At 37.3% G+C, this 18235-nt stretch carries 15 protein-coding genes; 5 read left to right on the forward strand and 10 right to left on the reverse strand.

Annotated elements, in window-relative coordinates; genetic code table 11:
- Window positions 1–3 precede the first annotated feature (3 nt).
- Together ACY2RS_RS11975 and ACY2RS_RS11980 are read right to left on the reverse strand one after the other, a co-directional pair.
- On the reverse strand, window positions 4–1335 hold the full coding sequence (locus ACY2RS_RS11975; protein WP_490098895.1) for a M28 family peptidase: 1332 nt from the start codon (window positions 1333–1335) through the stop codon (window positions 4–6).
- Window positions 1336–1396: 61 nt separating this feature from the next.
- Complete coding sequence (locus tag ACY2RS_RS11980) at window positions 1397–2044, reverse strand: M23 family metallopeptidase (RefSeq protein ID WP_490098896.1); 648 nt, start codon at window positions 2042–2044, stop codon at window positions 1397–1399.
- Between the two features lie 153 nt (window positions 2045–2197).
- On the opposite strand from ACY2RS_RS11980, the gene ACY2RS_RS11985 reads away from it, so the two are divergent.
- A complete protein-coding gene (locus ACY2RS_RS11985; RefSeq protein ID WP_490098897.1) occupies window positions 2198–3253 on the forward strand; it encodes a helix-turn-helix domain-containing protein in 1056 nt (351 codons plus the stop codon).
- 24 nt (window positions 3254–3277) lie between these two features.
- Here ACY2RS_RS11985 and ACY2RS_RS11990 read toward each other — a convergent pair whose 3' ends face one another.
- Together ACY2RS_RS11990 and ACY2RS_RS11995 are read right to left on the reverse strand one after the other, a co-directional pair.
- Window positions 3278–3976 carry a nuclear transport factor 2 family protein gene (locus tag ACY2RS_RS11990; protein WP_490098898.1) on the reverse strand — a complete coding sequence of 233 codons (699 nt, stop codon included), beginning with the start codon at window positions 3974–3976 and terminating at the stop codon, window positions 3278–3280.
- A gap of 112 nt (window positions 3977–4088) precedes the next feature.
- Entirely contained in the window at window positions 4089–4967 is an 879-nt protein-coding gene (locus ACY2RS_RS11995; RefSeq protein ID WP_490098899.1) for a TolB family protein, read from the reverse strand.
- A gap of 81 nt (window positions 4968–5048) precedes the next feature.
- Here ACY2RS_RS11995 and ACY2RS_RS12000 point away from each other — a divergent pair, with 81 nt between their 5' ends.
- From ACY2RS_RS12000 to ACY2RS_RS12010, 3 genes are all read left to right on the forward strand, one after another.
- Window positions 5049–5501 (forward strand): hypothetical protein, encoded by a 453-nt coding sequence (locus ACY2RS_RS12000; protein ID WP_490098900.1) that lies wholly within the window; start codon window positions 5049–5051, stop codon window positions 5499–5501.
- A gap of 112 nt (window positions 5502–5613) precedes the next feature.
- A complete protein-coding gene (locus ACY2RS_RS12005; protein WP_490098901.1) occupies window positions 5614–6036 on the forward strand; it encodes a hypothetical protein in 423 nt (140 codons plus the stop codon).
- 61 nt (window positions 6037–6097) lie between these two features.
- Window positions 6098–7249: an endonuclease/exonuclease/phosphatase family protein gene (locus ACY2RS_RS12010; protein WP_490098902.1), complete on the forward strand. Its 1152-nt coding sequence runs from the start codon at window positions 6098–6100 to the stop codon at window positions 7247–7249.
- Window positions 7250–7306: 57 nt separating this feature from the next.
- On the opposite strand, the gene ACY2RS_RS12015 is transcribed toward ACY2RS_RS12010, so the two are convergent.
- From ACY2RS_RS12015 to ACY2RS_RS12040, 6 genes are all read right to left on the reverse strand, one after another.
- Window positions 7307–7429, reverse strand: coding sequence for a hypothetical protein (locus ACY2RS_RS12015; RefSeq protein WP_490098903.1), 123 nt, complete (start codon window positions 7427–7429; stop codon window positions 7307–7309).
- Window positions 7430–8116: 687 nt separating this feature from the next.
- A complete protein-coding gene (locus ACY2RS_RS12020; RefSeq protein WP_490098904.1) occupies window positions 8117–9922 on the reverse strand; it encodes an acyl-CoA dehydrogenase FadE in 1806 nt (601 codons plus the stop codon).
- 227 nt (window positions 9923–10149) lie between these two features.
- The gene (locus ACY2RS_RS12025; RefSeq protein ID WP_490098905.1) at window positions 10150–11340 is read right to left on the reverse strand and encodes an acetyl-CoA C-acyltransferase; all 1191 of its coding nucleotides are present in this window, start codon (window positions 11338–11340) and stop codon (window positions 10150–10152) included.
- A 128-nt stretch (window positions 11341–11468) separates the two neighbouring features.
- The gene (locus ACY2RS_RS12030; RefSeq protein ID WP_490098906.1) at window positions 11469–13877 is read right to left on the reverse strand and encodes a 3-hydroxyacyl-CoA dehydrogenase/enoyl-CoA hydratase family protein; all 2409 of its coding nucleotides are present in this window, start codon (window positions 13875–13877) and stop codon (window positions 11469–11471) included.
- Between the two features lie 42 nt (window positions 13878–13919).
- Window positions 13920–14369, reverse strand: a complete 450-nt coding sequence (locus ACY2RS_RS12035) for a MarR family winged helix-turn-helix transcriptional regulator (RefSeq protein ID WP_490098907.1) — start codon at window positions 14367–14369, stop codon at window positions 13920–13922.
- Between the two features lie 142 nt (window positions 14370–14511).
- A complete protein-coding gene (locus ACY2RS_RS12040) occupies window positions 14512–16737 on the reverse strand; it encodes a lectin-like domain-containing protein (RefSeq protein WP_490098908.1) in 2226 nt (741 codons plus the stop codon).
- Window positions 16738–17490: 753 nt separating this feature from the next.
- Between ACY2RS_RS12040 and ACY2RS_RS12045 the strand changes: the two genes are divergently transcribed.
- Complete coding sequence (locus ACY2RS_RS12045) at window positions 17491–17985, forward strand: papain-like cysteine protease family protein (protein WP_490098909.1); 495 nt, start codon at window positions 17491–17493, stop codon at window positions 17983–17985.
- Window positions 17986–18235 lie beyond the last annotated feature (250 nt).

Below are 18235 nucleotides of genomic sequence, written 5' to 3' on the forward strand. Positions count from 1 at the left end.
TTTTCACCTGAATGTAGCACTCGGAAAAACCACCACACTTTCATGACCATCCTTGCCAACTGCTGCAACTCCAAAAAAGTAATTATCGATGACAATACCTTCTAGTAAAAATTCATCTACATCACCCACAAAACGACTGTGGTCCCAGATTGGGGAGGTGGTATCTCTCCAGTAAATTTTATAGCCTACAGCATCTTTGCTCTTTTTCCATTTAAATTTTGCACTGGGTTCTACAATTCCGCCAATGGCAACTTCTGTAGGTGGGGCTGGAGCCCAAGCCAAACTTGCCATATTGATAGCATTTACTGCAGTTAATTTTTTAGCATATTCAAAATTGACAAACTTTAATTTGTCTCCATACTCTATACCATTTTCGGTACGAATGTCTTGGTGTTGTTGGGTGTAGTTTTCGTGCGCTTCCATGATACGAATACCCGCATAACCTAAGTCGTTAAAGGGTCTGTGATGACCGCCACGTCCAAAACGATCTAATCTGTAAATCATCATTGGGTTCATTTCTGGCATGTATGTCTTGGTAGTTTTGTGCACATAGCGCGCAAGTTGTCTAGAGATACCATCTACTTCACCACCATAAAAACGTCTTAGTGTTCTTTGTCTTTCAGTTTCAGTAGGAGGGACAGGCTCAGAGAAGATTCTAAAGTCTACGTTACTTATCACACCATCGACTCCTTTAATATTTCCGATCATATCATTATTCAGCACTCCAATGATATCCCAGTTGTATTCTTTGGCATAGGCTGCAAACCCAGCACCGCCAAAAAGTCCTTGTTCTTCGCCGCTTAAACCTAGATACACAATATTAGCATCAAAGCTATAGGCAGAAAGTACTCTTGCAGCTTCTATGGCACCTGCCATACCACTTGCATTATCATTGGCTCCTGGAGCATCTTTGGTGAAATCACTTCCGTCACTATTTCTGGAGTCGATATCTCCACTCATAATAATGTATCGATTCGATTTTTGCTTGCTTTTTTGAATTGCTACCACATTAACCACCCAAGTATCTACAGGAACTCTTCTGTTTCCTTCGGCGAGCACAAGATCTTTTTGATAAAATACATCGAGACAATTATTGCAGTTTTTTGAAATGGCATCAAACTCGGCTTTTATCCAACGACGTGCAGCTCCAATACCTCGGGTGTTGCTCAAGGTATCACTAAAAGTATTTCTGGTGCCAAAGTTGGCTAGGGTAGTGATGTCTTCTTTTATTCTATCTGCTGAGACAGCATTAATGATGTCGTAAATTTTTGCATCTGTTTGTGCATTAGTAATGGTGCCTATCAACAAAAGCAGAATAAGGTTTAGATATTTCATATAACATAATTCTTTGCTTTAAAAATAATGAAAAGAATTAGGCTTGTAAAATTTATACGTACTAATAGGGTTCTGCAGTATAGTGCTCTCCAGATTCTAAACTTGTGGGGTTTGCTCTGGTATTTTTAAAATTATAAGGTATTGATGTATACGGATAAGGCCATGTGCTTTGTGTGATTACAAAATGTAGATGAGGATATCCTGCCAATCCAGTGGCACCACTGTACCCAATAGTGTCGCCTTTTTGTACCATATCTCCAACAGCTACAGTTGCGCCATTATTGGTAAGATGCATGTACTGTGCGAATGTGGTATCATCTTCATGTTTTACAACCACTACATTGTTTGGAAAATCACCATCGAAGCCACTTTCAACAACATGTACCACAGTCCCTTCTCTCGAGGCTGTTATCACTGTGCCAATAGGCATTTTAAAATCTATGGCAAATTGATCTGGTTGTCCAGGGCTGTGATATGAACTTGTGCAATGGCTTAGTCGCACTTGATAACGTGTTCCAACTGGATATGGCAATACATAGGGGGAATTTATCCAATCGGTATAGGAAGCACTAGCGCAACCATTGTCTCCGTTTTGGAAGGGATTTGTATTTTCTTGTGGAGGTGTTACGGTGAGTACATCTGGTCTGTCATCATCATTAGTGCAACTAATAAACAGGCAAATTAATACTAGGACGATAGGTGTTTTCATGATTTTCTTTTAAAAGTAGAATTTTGTTAGAAGGGATAGCTGAAGATGTGTTTATAATAGCGTAAGTATTATTATATTTAAGTGTTTTATGTGGTATTATATCTAATTTCACATTTTTAAATACGCTCTTGTATCTCAGTTTTAATAGACTTTATGGAATATTTACGTTACTTTATTTTTTTGTATTGCTTTTTAGGGGCGTTTATTGCTGGGGGCTTATTTTTTAAAAAACGTTCCCCTTCTAATGTTACCCTTTCGTTGTTTATTTTATTCTTTGTCTTGGAGCTTTTAGACTACTTATATACTACCACAGATGTATTGTTCCTTTTTCCTACCTATCATTTGTGGGTATATCCAATTTGTTTATTATTTGGTCCAGCTTTGTGGTTGCATTTTAACTATGTTAAAAATGGGAATCGTGTTTTTAAATGGAAAGATAGTTTGCATACAATCCCTTTTTTACTTTTTATAATATTTTTCCTGAGCCCTTTGTATCTAATGAATGGTATGGATCGTATCGGGTATTCAAACGAGAATTTCATGTCCTATATGATGCCTTTAAATTACATACGTACAACACATGTTATTGTATATGGTGTTGCTATGGTGTATGTGTTAATAAACGGGCGTTTGTATCGAGATAAAAAGCAAGGAATGTACCTTTCAGGAATTGCCATTATCTATCTAACAACTGCCTTATTGCAATTATACCTTACTGCCTTTGCAGATAGCTATAGGCAATTTTCAATCTATTATTTTTTAGCAGCGACCCTTATTCTTTTGGCCGGATTTGTATTGTATCGGTTTCCTGATGTATTACAAGGATTTCAACAAAAATACTTTGGAAGCACGCTAAAGAAAGAAGATCGCATGCGTATTTCTAAAAAAATACTTGCTTCAAAATCGTTTCAAGAGTATTTTATAGATAGTGATTTAAAACTGGCTGCCTTTAGTGAAGAAATAGAGGAACGATCGCATCATGTTTCTCAGGTATTCTCAGAAGAATTTGAAAGTTCATTTTCAAATTTTATCAATGAAAAGCGAATAACATATGCAACTGAAATTTTAAAGGACCCCTCAAAAGATCATTTAAAAATTTTGGCTGTTGCTTTTGAATGTGGTTTTAATAACCATGTAACGTTTAATAAGGCATTTGTTAAATTTATGGGGGTTACGCCAGGAAACTACAGAAAGGGACGAGGTTTGTAATTTTTTTAGTACCGAGATTTTTAGTTAAAGGATAAAGGTAACTTTTTGTATGAGTGCATCTTTTACTTCATAGATCGCTACTGCTTCGGTCTTAAATGCACTAGCAGAAATAGATTCGAGATCAATTACTATAGAACCCATTACTATTCGCTTGGTAATTTGACAATTTAAAAATGAATTAATTTTAAATAAATCTGAGTAAAACCTTCTTAGGCCATCATGTCCCTCTACATGTAATTTATTTGGAAAATGGTATTCTTTTACATCTTCTGCATACGTTTTTACAAATTCTTCTAGGTTTCTTCTGTTATATTTTGAAATTTGAGTATTAATAATAACTGCTGCATTTCTGATCATTTCATCGCTAGCTTCTAGGATTCTCATGGTCTTAATTTTGCCCTTTTTAAATTTATAAAAAACGATTCTCTCTTTTTCTATCGCATCTATTTTGATTCGTTCTTTTTGTATTAAAACACCTCTAAAAGACATTTGGTCTAGAACTTGTATTTCCTGAATATTATTTTCAGAGAATTGTTTCTCAAAGTACCCTTCAATCTCTTCAATTCCTTTGGCTAGTTTTTTTTCTTGGAATAGGTGTATACTAGCTTTTTTATGAAATACACTTTGTAAGGATGCTATATCTGCATTTACAATAACCTTATTTTTTTGGGCAAGAGTATTCGTTTTTTTATTCGATTGTGCCACAACTTCATGAAACGTCATTACTAGCAGTGTACATAGAAAGATTTTTTTATCATAAGTCAATATTATTTATGTAATATAATGACTTGTGTTCAGAACAAATTGTATCTATTGGACACATTTGAATACATATTTATTCAAGAACATTTCCAACTAGTGCTATTTTCTTACCATCTGGGCTTATTGTAATTCTGTTTATTTCTGAAATATTATTGGCTGATAAGTCAGCTACCATTTTCCATTCTTGCGCGCCAAACATATCGTAGAGGTATAGCTTCGAACCACTGCCTAATAGTAATTGAGAACTCGATATCCAACAATGATCCTGCACGCCAACAGGTAATTGACAAACAAAAAAGCTTTCGCCGTCTTCATCGATATCTAACAGGTAGATTTCAGTGTTTTTATCTTCATTGATAAGCGTATAACTCACAGAATTTCGCTCAGGAACCTTATGGATAGATCTACCAGAATTTTCTATGTAGGGTATTACTTCTTTTGTCTTAAGGTCTGCAACCACAAGATTTAATTGATTTCCTCCAAGCACAGAAGCAATAATCCTATCGTTGTCATGAAAGGCAAAATAGGCTACTTCGGTCTCGGGTAATAATAGTTCGGGTGTTTTTGATGAGGGTGTTTTGTATTCGTATTCATACAAGCGTTGTAGGCCAGTAGTATCTAGGCGAACTGCTGCTATTTTATTAGATACAGGGAATTTTTGAGGCGAATACTCACCTCCAGTTGTAGGTGTGTTTAATCGTAGTTTTGATTGGGTTTCTATATCGTACACTTGTATTTCTGTTTGCCCATTTTCGGTACCTGCATAAACTAGTTTTATATCGCTTATAAAAGAGGGCTGACTATCATATCCCGAATTGTTCGAAATGTTTTGCACATTAGTAACAGTCATTTGTTCTCCCAAAACGGTAAAGTCCATTATAAAAACATCTAGATCTATTTGTCCAAAGAGTGTGCTAGTCGTTATAAGAAAAAAAGAAATAAAATAGTTCATGAGCTTGAATTTGTGAAGCAAGTTACGAAGATTGTGCCGTTTTTATTTTGTTCTTTTGTACGATACAACAAAAAATGAATCATGTTTAAAGGAATCAATAAATTATTTGCATCACTTGGCAGTGTAAAAGCCATGGAAAAACTAAGTTCAGTAGATGACAATGAAGTATTTATAGAACCTGTAGATGGGGACAAAATTGCGCAATCAAAAGATGGACAACTCTTTGTGGCTTTCCAAGAAATGCAAGGTTATTTATTTATGGAAACCTTGTTTGTTGCCAATAAAAATATAAAAGGTTTTAGCGGGGCTCATTTGGTTTTTAAGAGCACGAATGGAGATTTTACCTTGATTTCAGATAGCAAAGAAATTGAATCTGAGTTTTCGAATGAACTAAACCGATTTGTAAGTGAAATTACCTTTGATATTTCCGAAGAAGAAATAGCACGGGTGAGGGCAAGAGATTTTGAGTCAGTTACATTTCAGAATAAAAAGAAAACCATTGAAATGGAAATGGTTTTAAAGATTGATAAATAGCTGTATGTTAGGTTTTTTTATACTAAAAATGGGAGTTATTTCGTTTTTCATATAACAACCTTTTTTATATATTATTATGAAACCCTCTCTTTTTTTTCTTGCTTTTTTATGTATGACAGTGTTATTAAGTTGCTCTAATGATGACGATGCTGTGGCCACTAATGCTGTTACTATCACGGCCATTCAAAATAATGCTACTGAAGGTACTTGGCGCATTAGTAATTTTAATGATTCTGGTCAAGATGAAACTTCAGATTTTCAAGGGCAAACGTTTACATTTAGAGCTAATGGAGTGCTTGAAGCCGCAAACGATCTTTTTGCAGAAACCGGTACTTGGTCAGTATCAGTTGATGTAACAAGTTCTAATAGTAATGATCTTGACTTCACCATTAATTTTCCAGCACCTTCTAATGAAGATTTTTTAGATTTAAATGATGATTGGGATGTTGTAACTGCTTCTGCTACAGAAATAAGTTTGCGCGATGTGAGTGGAGGAGATGGTTCTATCGACATTTTGGTGTTTACTAAAAACTAGAACTGTTAAAGAATTCTTTATTCTAAGTATAAAGCTTGGTAATATTTATTTTTGTATTGCTATGAAAAAATTACTAGGTCTTTTATTCTTATTATCGCTCACACTCAATGCACAAACACTCGATGACTTAGATTTTGGTTCCGACCAAACTTTCGAAGTGGTTACCTGGAATATTGAGAATTTCCCAAAAAATGAACCTGCTACGTTACAATATGTCTTAGAAATTATTGAAGCTTTAGATGCCGATATTATTGCGATTCAAGAGGTTCAGGAATATGATGTATTAGATACTTTGGATCTTTTTTTAGATGAATATACGGTATATGATGCGTCTTTAGATCGCGCTGGTCTTGCGTATTTATACAAACAAGATGTGGTGACACTTAACAGTGCTTATGAATTATTTACACAAGCTCCAGAATGGAATAATTTTCCTAGATTTCCTATGGTGATTGAAGTGAGCTATGCTAATCAAGAATTTGTCATTATCAACAATCATTATAAATGCTGCGGAAATGGATTGTTGGATCCTACAGATGCATGGGATGAAGAAACCCGAAGATTTAATGCCAACTTACTTATAAAGGAGTATATCGACACAAACCTGTCTAACAAAGCAGTGATGGTCCTTGGTGATTTAAATGATGTGCTTATCGATACGCCTATACATAATGTGTTTTCTCCTTTTTTAGACGATCCAGAAAATTATCGATTTGCAGATATGGACATTGCAACCGGAAGTGCTTCTAATTGGTCCTTTCCAAATTGGCCGTCACATTTAGATCATATTCTTATTACAGATGAACTTTTTGAGCTAAGCAATATGCCCGATGCAGTTACAGAAACCATCAAAATTGAAAATTATCTTCCTGGAGGCTGGGATGCCTATGACACAAATGTTTCTGACCATCGTCCTGTTGGGATTCGATTGCATATTCCTTCCACATTATCAGTTCCAGATGTCACAGTAACAAAAGTACATGTGTCTCCAAATCCAGTGACAGATATAGTTTTTTTTACAGCATCTAGTACTTCAGCTATAGAAGGAATTACTTTGTATTCTATACTCGGACAAAAAATACAGGAGCATACCCTTAGCAACCCTGCAAATTCAACAGGTATGGATCTTTCTAAGCTAGCATCTGGTGTTTACGTAGCTAGTATCACTATAGATGGTGTAACACAGAGTCCTATTAAGATTTTAAAAAAATAAAAAAGCCGAATGTAAGAAACTACATTCAGCTTTTAATTTTGGTTGGTCTAGTGTTGTTTATCTAGCAAGAGCTGGGGTAGGAGCATAATTTCGAAGTACATGTCCAACCTTAGAAAATTCTGCTATTTTCCTTTCGGTACCTACCCAGTCTCTTATTTTAATGTTTCGATATCTTTTCATGGCGATTGTTTTATTGATTGATGAATGACCTCCTTTTAGGAAAACCGTCTTTTCTGGTTCCAAATAAATGATTTTGAGGTTGCGGCGTTACTTGCAAATTGATTTCTGTGAGCTGTTTTCATGATTGATTGTTATTTGATTGATGTTGATTAATATTGATAGTTGTGCTAGCGATTCTTATCTGTAGCGTCTTTTGCTATTCCAAACATAGCTTTTTGAATTGGTTGGCTTCTCTGTAAGGTAATTGGTATCTAAAGTTCTCATACTAATTGTTTTTTAAAAGGTTATACTAAGTAGACTACTAACTTTCGTTTTTGTTACAGTACTTTGTAAAACATAGTACTATTTTAACACTTTTTTGTGAATTTATGGCATTATTACTGCTTTTATAGTCATTAAATAATTTTCAAATTGTATGAAGATGCTTGTTTTTAGTGGGTGTCTTTCCCTCAACGAAATTTCAAAACTTACAAAATTAGATACTTTACTATATGTATTAGCTACTTCGGAAAGTCTACAGGGTGGAATAGGTTGCTATTTAGTCTAAGCTTTTAGCAAGTATTATGAAAGCATAGAAAATTTCAAAAAAATATAGTAGGTGTGGCACATTTATTTTAAGGTGACTATTGAATACAAAAAAAAGCCACTCTCATGAATGGCTTTTAACTTCTTAACTCAACTTTAGTATTAAAAAGGATACTCATTTTCTTTAGTAACCTTCTCTGCAATCATATTACGAAGTCCTACAATATTTGGCATATTTTGGTACTTTGTAAATCTTTTAAGTCCCATCAACATCATGCGTTGTTCGTCACCTTCAGCAAACGATACAATACTCATTTTTGCTTTGGTATCAATAATGTCTACTGCATTGTATAGATACAATTGCGCCATTGCTACTTGGTACTCGGCATGGTCATTACCATTTTTAGTGCTTTTCTCTGCACGTAAAATAGCAGATTCTGCCATGTAGATTTCAATTAAGATATCACTTGCAGCAAGCAACATCATTTGGTGCTCTTCTAATTCTGGTCCAAATTTCTGAACAGCCGCTCCCGCCACCATCAAGAATACCTTTTTCAGTTTAGCGATCATGGCTTTTTCTTCACTTAATATTTCAGAAAAATCTGGTGTATCAAAAGAAGGAATACCCATAAGTTCGCCTGCAACTGCTTGTGCAGGACCTAATAAGTCAACATGTCCTTTCATCGCCTTCTTCACCAACATACCTACCGATAACATTCGGTTGATCTCGTTAGTTCCTTCGTAGATACGTGCAATACGCGCATCACGCCAAGCCGCTTCCATAGGAGTGTCTTCAGAGAAGCCCATACCACCAAAGATTTGGATTCCTTCATCGGCACAATTCTGTATATCTTCAGAAACAGCCACCTTTAAAATAGAACATTCAATAGCGTACTCTTCAACACCTTTTAACTCTGCGTCTTGGTGTGTGTTTCCTTCTGAAATTCTAATGTTAATTCTATCCTCGATGTTTTTCGCAGCTCTATAGGTTGCCGTTTCTCCAACAAATGCATTGGTAGCCATTTCAGCAATTTTGGTTTTAATCGCTCCAAATTCTGAAATAGGAGTTTTAAACTGCTTACGTTCTGTAGCGTATTTTGTAGCTAAAGTAGTTACACGGCGTTGTGAATCTAAACAAGCCGCAGCTAATTTGATACGTCCAACGTTTAATGCATTCATCGCAATTTTAAAACCGTTTCCTCTTTCAGAAAGCATGTTCTCCACAGGAACTTTGGTATCGTTAAAGAATACTTGGCGTGTAGAAGAAGCTCTAATTCCTAGTTTGTGTTCTTCTTCACCCATGGTAATTCCATTACTAGCATCGTTTTCTACGATGAAACCCGTAATGTTTTTGTCGTCTTCAATACGTGCAAAAACGATCATGATATCACAGAATCCCGCATTTGAGATCCACATTTTTTGTCCGGTGATGAGGTAATGAGATCCATCATCACTTAAAACAGCTTTAGTCTTTCCAGAATTAGCATCACTACCTGCACTTGGTTCAGTTAAGCAATAGGCTCCAAACCATTCACCACTTGCTAATTTTGGCACATATTTGTTACGTTGTTCTTCTGTACCGTATAATGTAATTGGCATGGTACCAATTCCTGTGTGTGCTCCAAAGGCCGTAGAGAATGATCCTGTACCACTAGAAATATAATCACAGGTTAATACGGTAGAAACGAAGCCCATTCCCATACCACCAAATTTTTCTGGTACGGCAACACTTAAGAAACCAAGTTCTCCAGCCTTGCGCATCACCTCTTCAGTGAGTGCGTAGTCTTTTGCTTCAAAACGCTCACGGTGTGCAATAATCTCACGATCATTAAACTCCATTACCGCTTCTTTCATCATGCGCTGCTCTTCTGTGAAATCTTCTGGTGTGAAAATATCGTTGCAGTCTGTTTCTTTTACTAAAAATTGTCCACCTCTTAGGATGTCTTTGTTTGTTGCTTCTGTTGCCATTTTTTTCTATTTAATATGTTGTTGTCATGCTGAGCTTGTCGAAGCACATTCATTAATTGAACGCCCTTCGACAAGCTCAGGGTGACAGTATTTTTAATTTCCCTTCTAGGGAGACTTCAGTTTCTTACTCTGTTTTATTTGTCCGTTACATCGGAGTCGAGAACTATGGTACTATGGTCTGGTTAACAGAGGTCTCGACTGCGCTCGACCAGACACTTCAATTTCTTTTATTTCAAAAACTCAAAAATACCTGCGGCACCTTGTCCGGTTCCTACGCACATGGTGACCATTCCGTATTGTCCTTGCATGTCTCGTTTGCGCATTTCATCAAACAATTGTACCGATAGTTTTGCTCCTGTACATCCTAGTGGGTGTCCTAAAGCAATAGCGCCTCCGTTTACATTGATGATATCAGGATTTAGGTCAAGCTCTCTAATTACTGCAAGTGATTGCGATGCAAAAGCTTCGTTTAACTCAATGAGTTTGATGTCGTCTTGTTGCAAGCCTGCTTGCTTTAATGCTTTTGGAATGGCCTTTACAGGTCCAATTCCCATGATACGAGGTTCTACTCCAGCTGCTGCATAGTTTACCATACGTGCAATAGGCTCAAGGTTTAATTCTTTTACCATGTCCTCACTCATCACCATCACAAAGGCAGCTCCGTCACTCATTTGTGAAGAGTTACCAGCAGTAACACTTCCACCTTGAGCAAATACAGCTCTAAGTTTTGCAAGGGCTTCTTTGCTTGTCCCTTTTCTTGGTCCTTCATCCTTGTGTACGGTGTAGCTTTTAGTTTCTTTTTTACCAGCGGCATTGATAAATGTTTGATCAACTGTAATAGGTACAATTTGATCTTGAAAACGGTCTTCAGCAAGTGCACGTAATGCCTTCATGTGTGAGTTGTATGCAAACTCATCTTGATCTTCACGAGATACGTTGAATTGGTTGGCAACGGCTTCTGCTGTATTTCCCATTCCCCAGTAGTAATCTTCGTGTCCAGATTGAACAACGTCGTAATTTAGTTCTGGTTTAAATCCTGTCATGGGTACGCTACTCATTGATTCTGCACCTCCTGCGATAATGCAATCGCCCATACCAGCTTGTATTTTAGCAACTGCCATTCCAATGGTTTCAATTCCACTAGAACAAAAACGGTTTACAGTTACTCCTGGCACATCTACAATATCCAATCCCATTAAAGAGATAAGTCTTGCCATGTTTAATCCTTGTGATCCTTCTGGCATTGCATTTCCTACAATGACATCATCAATGCGTTTTGGATCGAGTTCTGGCAGTTTCTCCATCATAAATTTGATGGTCTCTGCTGCTAACTCATCGGTTCTTTTAAAACGGAACACTCCTTTAGGGGCTTTTCCTACTGCCGTACGGTATGCTTTTACTATATATGCTGTTTTCATCTTACTATGTATATTAATTTGTATTCTCCCCTTGAGGGGAGTTAGAGGGGTGTTAGTATGATTTGTTTTTACGCTAGTAACATCCCCCTAGCCCCCTTCAAAGGGGGAATCCCGTATTTATAAATTTATTAGTTACGCAAAGGTTTCCCTTTCTGGATCATGTGTTGTAAACGTTCTAGTGTTTTGCGTTCTCCTGTTAAACTCAAGAAGGCTTCACGTTCAAGGTCTAATAGGTATTGCTCACTTACTAAGGTTGGTTCACTTAAATCACCACCTGCCATTACATAGGCTAGTTTGTTGGCAATTTTTTGATCGTGCTCACTTATATAGTTACTTGCATTCATTGAGTCTGTTCCTACCAAGAACATTCCCAAGGCTTGCTTTCCTAATACTTTTACATCTTTTCTAGCAACAGGCTTGGTATACCCCATATCTGCCATTTGTCTTGCAACAGCTTTGGCAGTTGCAATTTGTCTTGATGTATTTACTACCACGATGTCTTTCCCGGGTTGTAAAATATCTAAATCATAGGCTTCATGTGCAGAGGTAGATACTTTTGCCATACCTATGGTTAGGAAATGCTCTTGCAATACATTCAATTCTACATCTCCTTTTTGGAACATGTCACTAGCACGCAATGCCATTTCTTTAGAACCACCACCACCTGGGATGACTCCTACACCAAATTCTACCAATCCAATATAACTTTCTGCTGCGGCTACCACACGATCTGCATGTAAGGTAAGCTCACATCCACCACCTAAGGTCATCCCGTGAGGCGCCATTACTGTTGGAATAGAAGAGTAGCGCAAACGCATTACCGTATCTTGGAAATACTTAATAGCCATATTTAGCTCATCATACTCTTGCTCTACGGCCATCATGAAGATCATACCTATATTAGCACCCACAGAGAAATTGGCTCCTTGGTTTCCTAATACGAGTCCGTCGAAATCTTTTTCGGCTAGATCGATTGCTTTGTTGATTCCAGCAAGTACGTCGCCACCAATGCTGTTCATTTTAGATCTAAACTCACAGTTTAAGATACCATCTCCTAAATCTTCTACAACAACACCGCTGTTTTTAAATACTTCACTTGATTTTCTAATGTTGTCTAAAATAATGAAGGCATCCTGTCCAGGTACTTTGGTCTGTGCTTTGGCTGGGATGTCATAATAATAGGTCGCGCCTTCTTTTACCGTATAAAAGGAAGTGCTTCCAGCCGCTAACATTTCAGCAACCCAAGCCGCAGGCTCATGGCCTTCTGCTTTCATCATTTCAACTCCTGCTTCAACACCAATAGCATCCCAGATTTGAAACGGACCATGCTGCCATCCAAATCCGGCTTTCATGGCATCGTCAATTTTGTATAACTCGTCTGAAATTTCTGGAATACGGTTGGTTACATAGGCAAATAAAGCAGCCAATGTTTTGCGGTAGAATTCGCCTGCTTTGTCTTTTCCTTTTACTAATACAGGAAAACGATCTGCTACATTGTCGATGGTTTTGGTCAACTCAAGTGTTGCAAACTTGGCTCTTTTCTTTTCTCTGTAGTCAAGGGAATCCAAGTCGAGTGATAAAATTTCAGTTTTACCCTCAGCATTCTTGGTCTTTTTATAGAACCCTTGTCCGGTTTTGCTTCCCAACCATTTGTTTTCCATCATGGTGTTGATGAAATCTGGTAATTGGAACAACTCGGCACGCTCGTCTTTCGGGCAGTTTTCGCGAATACCATTGGCAACATGCACCAAGGTGTCAAGTCCTACGACATCTACCGTACGGAAGGTAGCCGATTTTGGACGCCCAATCACAGGTCCCGAAAGTTTGTCTACTTCTTCGATGGTCAAGCCCATTTCTTTCACGGCATGGAAAAGACTCATAATAGAGAAGATTCCAATACGGTTTCCAATAAAGGCTGGTGTGTCTTTTGCAACAACAGTTGTTTTACCTAAATACTGCTCTCCGTAACTATTAAAGAAGTCTAACACCTCTGGCGACGTTTTTGGACCAGGAATGATTTCAAATAATTTTAAGTAGCGTGGCGGATTAAAAAAGTGTGTTCCGCAAAAATGCTTTTGGAAATCTTCGCTACGTCCTTCGCTCATGAAGTTGATAGGAATTCCCGAAGTATTTGACGTAATTAACGTACCAGGCGTTCTATAGTTCTCTAGGTTTTCAAATACTTTTTGCTTGATATCTAGACGCTCCACAACCACTTCAATAATCCAGTCTACGCTGCCTACTTGGGCAATATCGTCTTCTAGGTTACCCGTAGTGATACGTTTTGCAAAATCCTTGTTATATAAAGGAGCGGGTTTCGATTTTATAGAAGCAGTAAGCGCATCATTTACCAAGCGGTTGCGCACTGCTTTGTCTTCAAGGGTTAAGCCCTTTGCTTTTTCTTTGTCGGTTAGTTCACGCGGTACAATATCGAGTAAGAGTACTTCTACACCAATATTTGCGAAATGGCAAGCAATACCGCTTCCCATAATTCCTGAACCTATTACGGCTACTTTGTTAATTCTTCTTTTAGACATATTTGTTAGTATTGAGTCATGAGTATTGAGTCTTGAGTGACCTTAACTCTGTACAGTTCTTTTATATATTTTCTTGCTGCTAATGAGTTCCATCATGGTTCCTGCAACTTTCTTAAATGTTTTAATTTCTTCTTCGGAAATATTCTCTTTCACGGCTTCGTCAAATCTAAAGACCACACTTTTAGAGAATTCTCTCATTTCTACCCCAAAATTGGTGAGGTGAATCAAGACTCCGCGACCGTCTTCTGGGTTTGGGCGACGTTCGATAAGCCCTTGCTCTTCCATCTTTTTAAGCGTACGTGATAAAGACGTAGCCTCCATACCCATTTTTGGACCGAGTGCTGTAGAGGGAGTACCTTCTTCTGGGTCGATGCTTATGAGCGCAAACCCTGTTGCCATGGTACTGCCTTTGGTACCCGCTTCTTCATTATACATTTTTTGTACTGCCATCCAAGTAGCTCTAAGTACGTAATCTATTGTTTTTTCTTTCAATGGATATAAATAAAATTTATATTAGAATTCCAAAGATAGTAAAATTATGTTATGCATGCATAGTATATTTTAAAATTTTAATATTGAAAGCGGTATGAAGTAGTGATAGTGACACAACTATTTAATTTTGAGTACATATAGACTAGCGCTTTAAGGTAAAATGCGACCTAAACACTCTTGGAGTGCCATCTTGGTTTTTATATTGCACTTTAAACCAATAATCGCTTGAGGGTAATGCATTTCCATTGTAGGTACCATCCCAACCAGTACTACTTGGACGAATGGTGGTAAGCATTTTACCTAAACGATTGTAAATAATTATAAACGCATCTTGCTGTTCACTTATGCATTTAATATTCCAGGTGTCGTGAATGCCATCTCCATTGGGCGTAAAGTAATACGGATAATGAAAGGTTTTAAACGTGGCTTCAGCGATTGTGCTACATCCAAAAATTTCGCGGGCGCGTACTATAAATTCTTGACATCCCTGTATGTCACTTATAACATTGTTTTCTACCCATGCACCGTTGTTGATTTGATACTCAAAAGGTCCCAATCCTCCTGCAACAGTAATAGTTACATTCTGGAATACATCGAACGGATCATTTTCAAATTCAAATGCAATGCTAAGCTCGTTGAGTGGTATAATTTCTATTGTGATAGTGGCGTTGGCGTTAGCACATTGCTCTGGGGCAGGAGTAAACGTATACGTAGTAGTTTCCAAATTATTTAGTGAAGGTGACCAAGTTCCAACAATGCCTTCATTAGAAATGACAGGCAAAGGCGCTATTTCGTTTTCAATACACACTGATGCTACTGGATCGAAGCTAGGAGTTATTGGTTTTCTTATAACAATTACTAAAGTGGTTTCAACCGCACACCCTTGACCCTTGTCTGGCGTAAACGTATACATAGTAGTCATTGTGTTATTAATCTCTGGAGACCACATTCCCGTAATGCCATTATTGGAAATAGTAGGTAATTCTGAAATGTCTCCACCAACACAAACGGGAGCTACAGGATCAAAAATTGGAATGTCTGGAGGTAAAATTTCAATTACCAAGGTAGTTTCTGCCGCACATTGTCCAGGCAGTGGGGTAAAAGTATATGTTGTGGTTTCCGTGTTGTTAATTGCTGGAGTCCAAGAACCTGTATAACCGTTATTAGAAGTAGTAGGCAAGGGGGCTATTACTGAGCCAGGACAAGTAGGTGGCACAGGATCAAAAATTGGGAGGTCGCCAGGAAATACCTCAATGGTTAATGTGGTGCCTATACTACATTCACTTTGTAGGGGCGTAAATGTATAGGTTGTAGTCATGGTATTATCCAAGGCGGGAGCCCACGTACCCATGATACCATCATTTGAGGTGGTGGGTAGATCATCAAGGGGGTCTCCAACACAAATTGGAGGAACAGGGTCAAATATGGGTTCGTCCGTATTCAGAGGTTCTACAGTAACAGTAAGTTCTTCTGAAACTGTTTCTCCACAAATATCCCCGATAGTAACTGTATAGATGGTTGTATTGGCGGGAGATAGTAATGGATTGGGGATATTGGGATTGCTAACTCCATTTGTGGGTGTCCAGCTATAAGTAACGCCACTAGGAATAGTAGCATCTACTTGAACTGAACCGTTTTCACAAATGGTCTCGTCGTCTAGTTGAAGATTATCTACGAAGGAAATACGATTAAAACATACTTGATGTAAATTTGTAAGCCCCCCTGTTGACCCAACAAATCCAAAATACACAGTATCATCGCCTGAAAAAATAGTGTTTTTTACATCCTCATTTAAATTCAAACGAAATTGACAATCAAAAAATACGCTAAGTAAATTGGTACTTGCATTCCATTCTATTCTGACTTCATGAGAGACTCCATCTTCAATGTTTGGACTTGAAGCACTTGCCTGAATAGGCCCTGCTAAATTTGTTCCCGAGCTGTTGTGATTTGGATTTCCATCTCTTAAAATTGCAATATGATCTGCAGAGAGATCACTAAGATCGGAATTAATATATGTGTCAAATTCTACAATTAAAGAATTAGAAATTCCCGAATATCCCAATCCGCCTCCAGAACCGCCCAAAACTGGAGTAGGGTTGTTTTTAAAAACCAAGGCCATTCCATCTGCACCATTGGCATCTTTATTTCCAAAATTATTTTGGTAGTAAATACTGAAATCTGAATCGAAATCTATTGGATTATCATACCATACTCCTCCCGTTTGAAACTCAAGATCTGGAGTGATTACATAGCAGTTATCACCTAAGTCGAGGGCATCCCCAATGACCGTTGCATTTAGCTGTGCCAGCATTTGTGGAACATTTCCGAAGATAAAAAAGAGAAAAAGATATGGATATAATCGCAAGGCTAATCAGGGGTATGTTGTATTCAATGTGAGTTCTAACAAAAATAAAGAAAACGATTGCTACTATTTGGCCCTAGTTATATAAAAAAACTATACTATACCAATACAACTTGAGTTTTTCACTAGATTTCCTAATGATAGAAGGAAATTTTCATTTTTAAGTTTGTCTATAAAATGTAAAAAAACCTATCTAAAGACGTACTCATTTTTTTCTATGCGTAAAACATTCTTTAAAAATTTAAGCAAAAGAGAACAAGGCAAATTTTATTTCCATGATAAGGATATAAGCATAGGAGTTGGAATGCGCAGGCCAATTGTTATTTATCTGGTAACATTTTAATACAAACAACACTGCTTTTAAAACATTACATAGTCTATCAGAAGAAGATGATTTTAGTCCGTATATGTAATGCAATGCAAAAGAAAAGTTATTAGAAACAACATATCATTTAGAATTTGATAATTTGACCGATGTTATAGCACCCATCATAACGCTTTATAAAAACTTGATAGCTGTATTTGAGCCTGGCACTCTTAGTGTACGTAATCTAAAGTTTTTTCTTTCAATGGGGTAGGTTGTTGTATTTCTGAAACTCAAAGACACTGAAAATTTGCTATCAATGCATAGTAAATTAAAAAAAGTTTAACAGTGGGAATGGGATTGGGGAGTTTGAATCAAGATATCCTTGGTATTGGGTATGTTATTGTGTGTGTCATTAGGATATATTGTGGGATACTTTAAAACATACACTTATGAAGAAGCTACTTTTTATTCTGACACTTTTTTTACTCTTTACAACAACATCTTTAGAGGCGCAAATTAATAGGCAGGAGCAAAGTATGTGGTGCTGGTCTTCTTGTATTCAGAGTTCCTTGTCTCAGGCGAACTATTACCAATCTCAAGCTGCCATAGTCTCAAGACTCACTGGTTGGCCTCAAAATAGACCGGCAACCATTAACGAAGTGATACTAGTGTTGCGTTCTTATAATTTTAGAGCCTGGTCGGTAGGGCGTGCTGCAAGTCCGCAAGAATTATACAACACCTTATCAAGCGGGTGGAAATTAATTGCCTTTGTGAATCCGACAAACAATCCACAGGTAGGGCATTTTATTATGTTACAAGGGATTTCTCCAGACGGCTATATCATTGTTAGTGATCCCGCAGACGGCAGTACCTATCGACAAGATATTAGGGATTTGTATTACGGTTGGAAATGGAGCAGGTCTATTGTAGTTGGAACTCCTTAATATATGTTTGTTTTAAATTTTTTCGTTTAAATAAGTTGTTTCATCGGCGTAGCACGCAGCAACCCGCTAGTAGCTAGGGGATTCCCCGCGTTGGGTGTGGGGTGGGTTTGGTATTTTTGGGGAGCTACAAAAAAGTAGTTGATATAATACGTTAGATAAAATCTAAAAAAAATATTTGATTGTCCGTAAACACTCATAATTGATAATTATTTTGTATTTTAGATTAAAATAATGGATATGAATATATTTA

The sequence above is a fragment of the Patiriisocius sp. 208BN25-11 genome (genome assembly GCF_058147145.1).

Coding starts and splice junctions, on each gene's coding strand:
- ACY2RS_RS11975 (WP_490098895.1), bottom strand. CDS start 1,335: ATGAAATATCTAAACCTTATTCTGCTTTTGTTGATAGGCACCATTACT.
- ACY2RS_RS11980 (WP_490098896.1), bottom strand. CDS start 2,044: ATGAAAACACCTATCGTCCTAGTATTAATTTGCCTGTTTATTAGTTGC.
- ACY2RS_RS11985 (WP_490098897.1), top strand. CDS start 2,198: ATGGAATATTTACGTTACTTTATTTTTTTGTATTGCTTTTTAGGGGCG.
- ACY2RS_RS11990 (WP_490098898.1), bottom strand. CDS start 3,976: ATGACGTTTCATGAAGTTGTGGCACAATCGAATAAAAAAACGAATACT.
- ACY2RS_RS11995 (WP_490098899.1), bottom strand. CDS start 4,967: ATGAACTATTTTATTTCTTTTTTTCTTATAACGACTAGCACACTCTTT.
- ACY2RS_RS12000 (WP_490098900.1), top strand. CDS start 5,049: ATGTTTAAAGGAATCAATAAATTATTTGCATCACTTGGCAGTGTAAAA.
- ACY2RS_RS12005 (WP_490098901.1), top strand. CDS start 5,614: ATGACAGTGTTATTAAGTTGCTCTAATGATGACGATGCTGTGGCCACT.
- ACY2RS_RS12010 (WP_490098902.1), top strand. CDS start 6,098: ATGAAAAAATTACTAGGTCTTTTATTCTTATTATCGCTCACACTCAAT.
- ACY2RS_RS12015 (WP_490098903.1), bottom strand. CDS start 7,429: ATGAAAAGATATCGAAACATTAAAATAAGAGACTGGGTAGGTACCGAA.
- ACY2RS_RS12020 (WP_490098904.1), bottom strand. CDS start 9,922: ATGGCAACAGAAGCAACAAACAAAGACATCCTAAGAGGTGGACAATTT.
- ACY2RS_RS12025 (WP_490098905.1), bottom strand. CDS start 11,340: ATGAAAACAGCATATATAGTAAAAGCATACCGTACGGCAGTAGGAAAA.
- ACY2RS_RS12030 (WP_490098906.1), bottom strand. CDS start 13,877: ATGTCTAAAAGAAGAATTAACAAAGTAGCCGTAATAGGTTCAGGAATT.
- ACY2RS_RS12045 (WP_490098909.1), top strand. CDS start 17,491: ATGAAGAAGCTACTTTTTATTCTGACACTTTTTTTACTCTTTACAACA.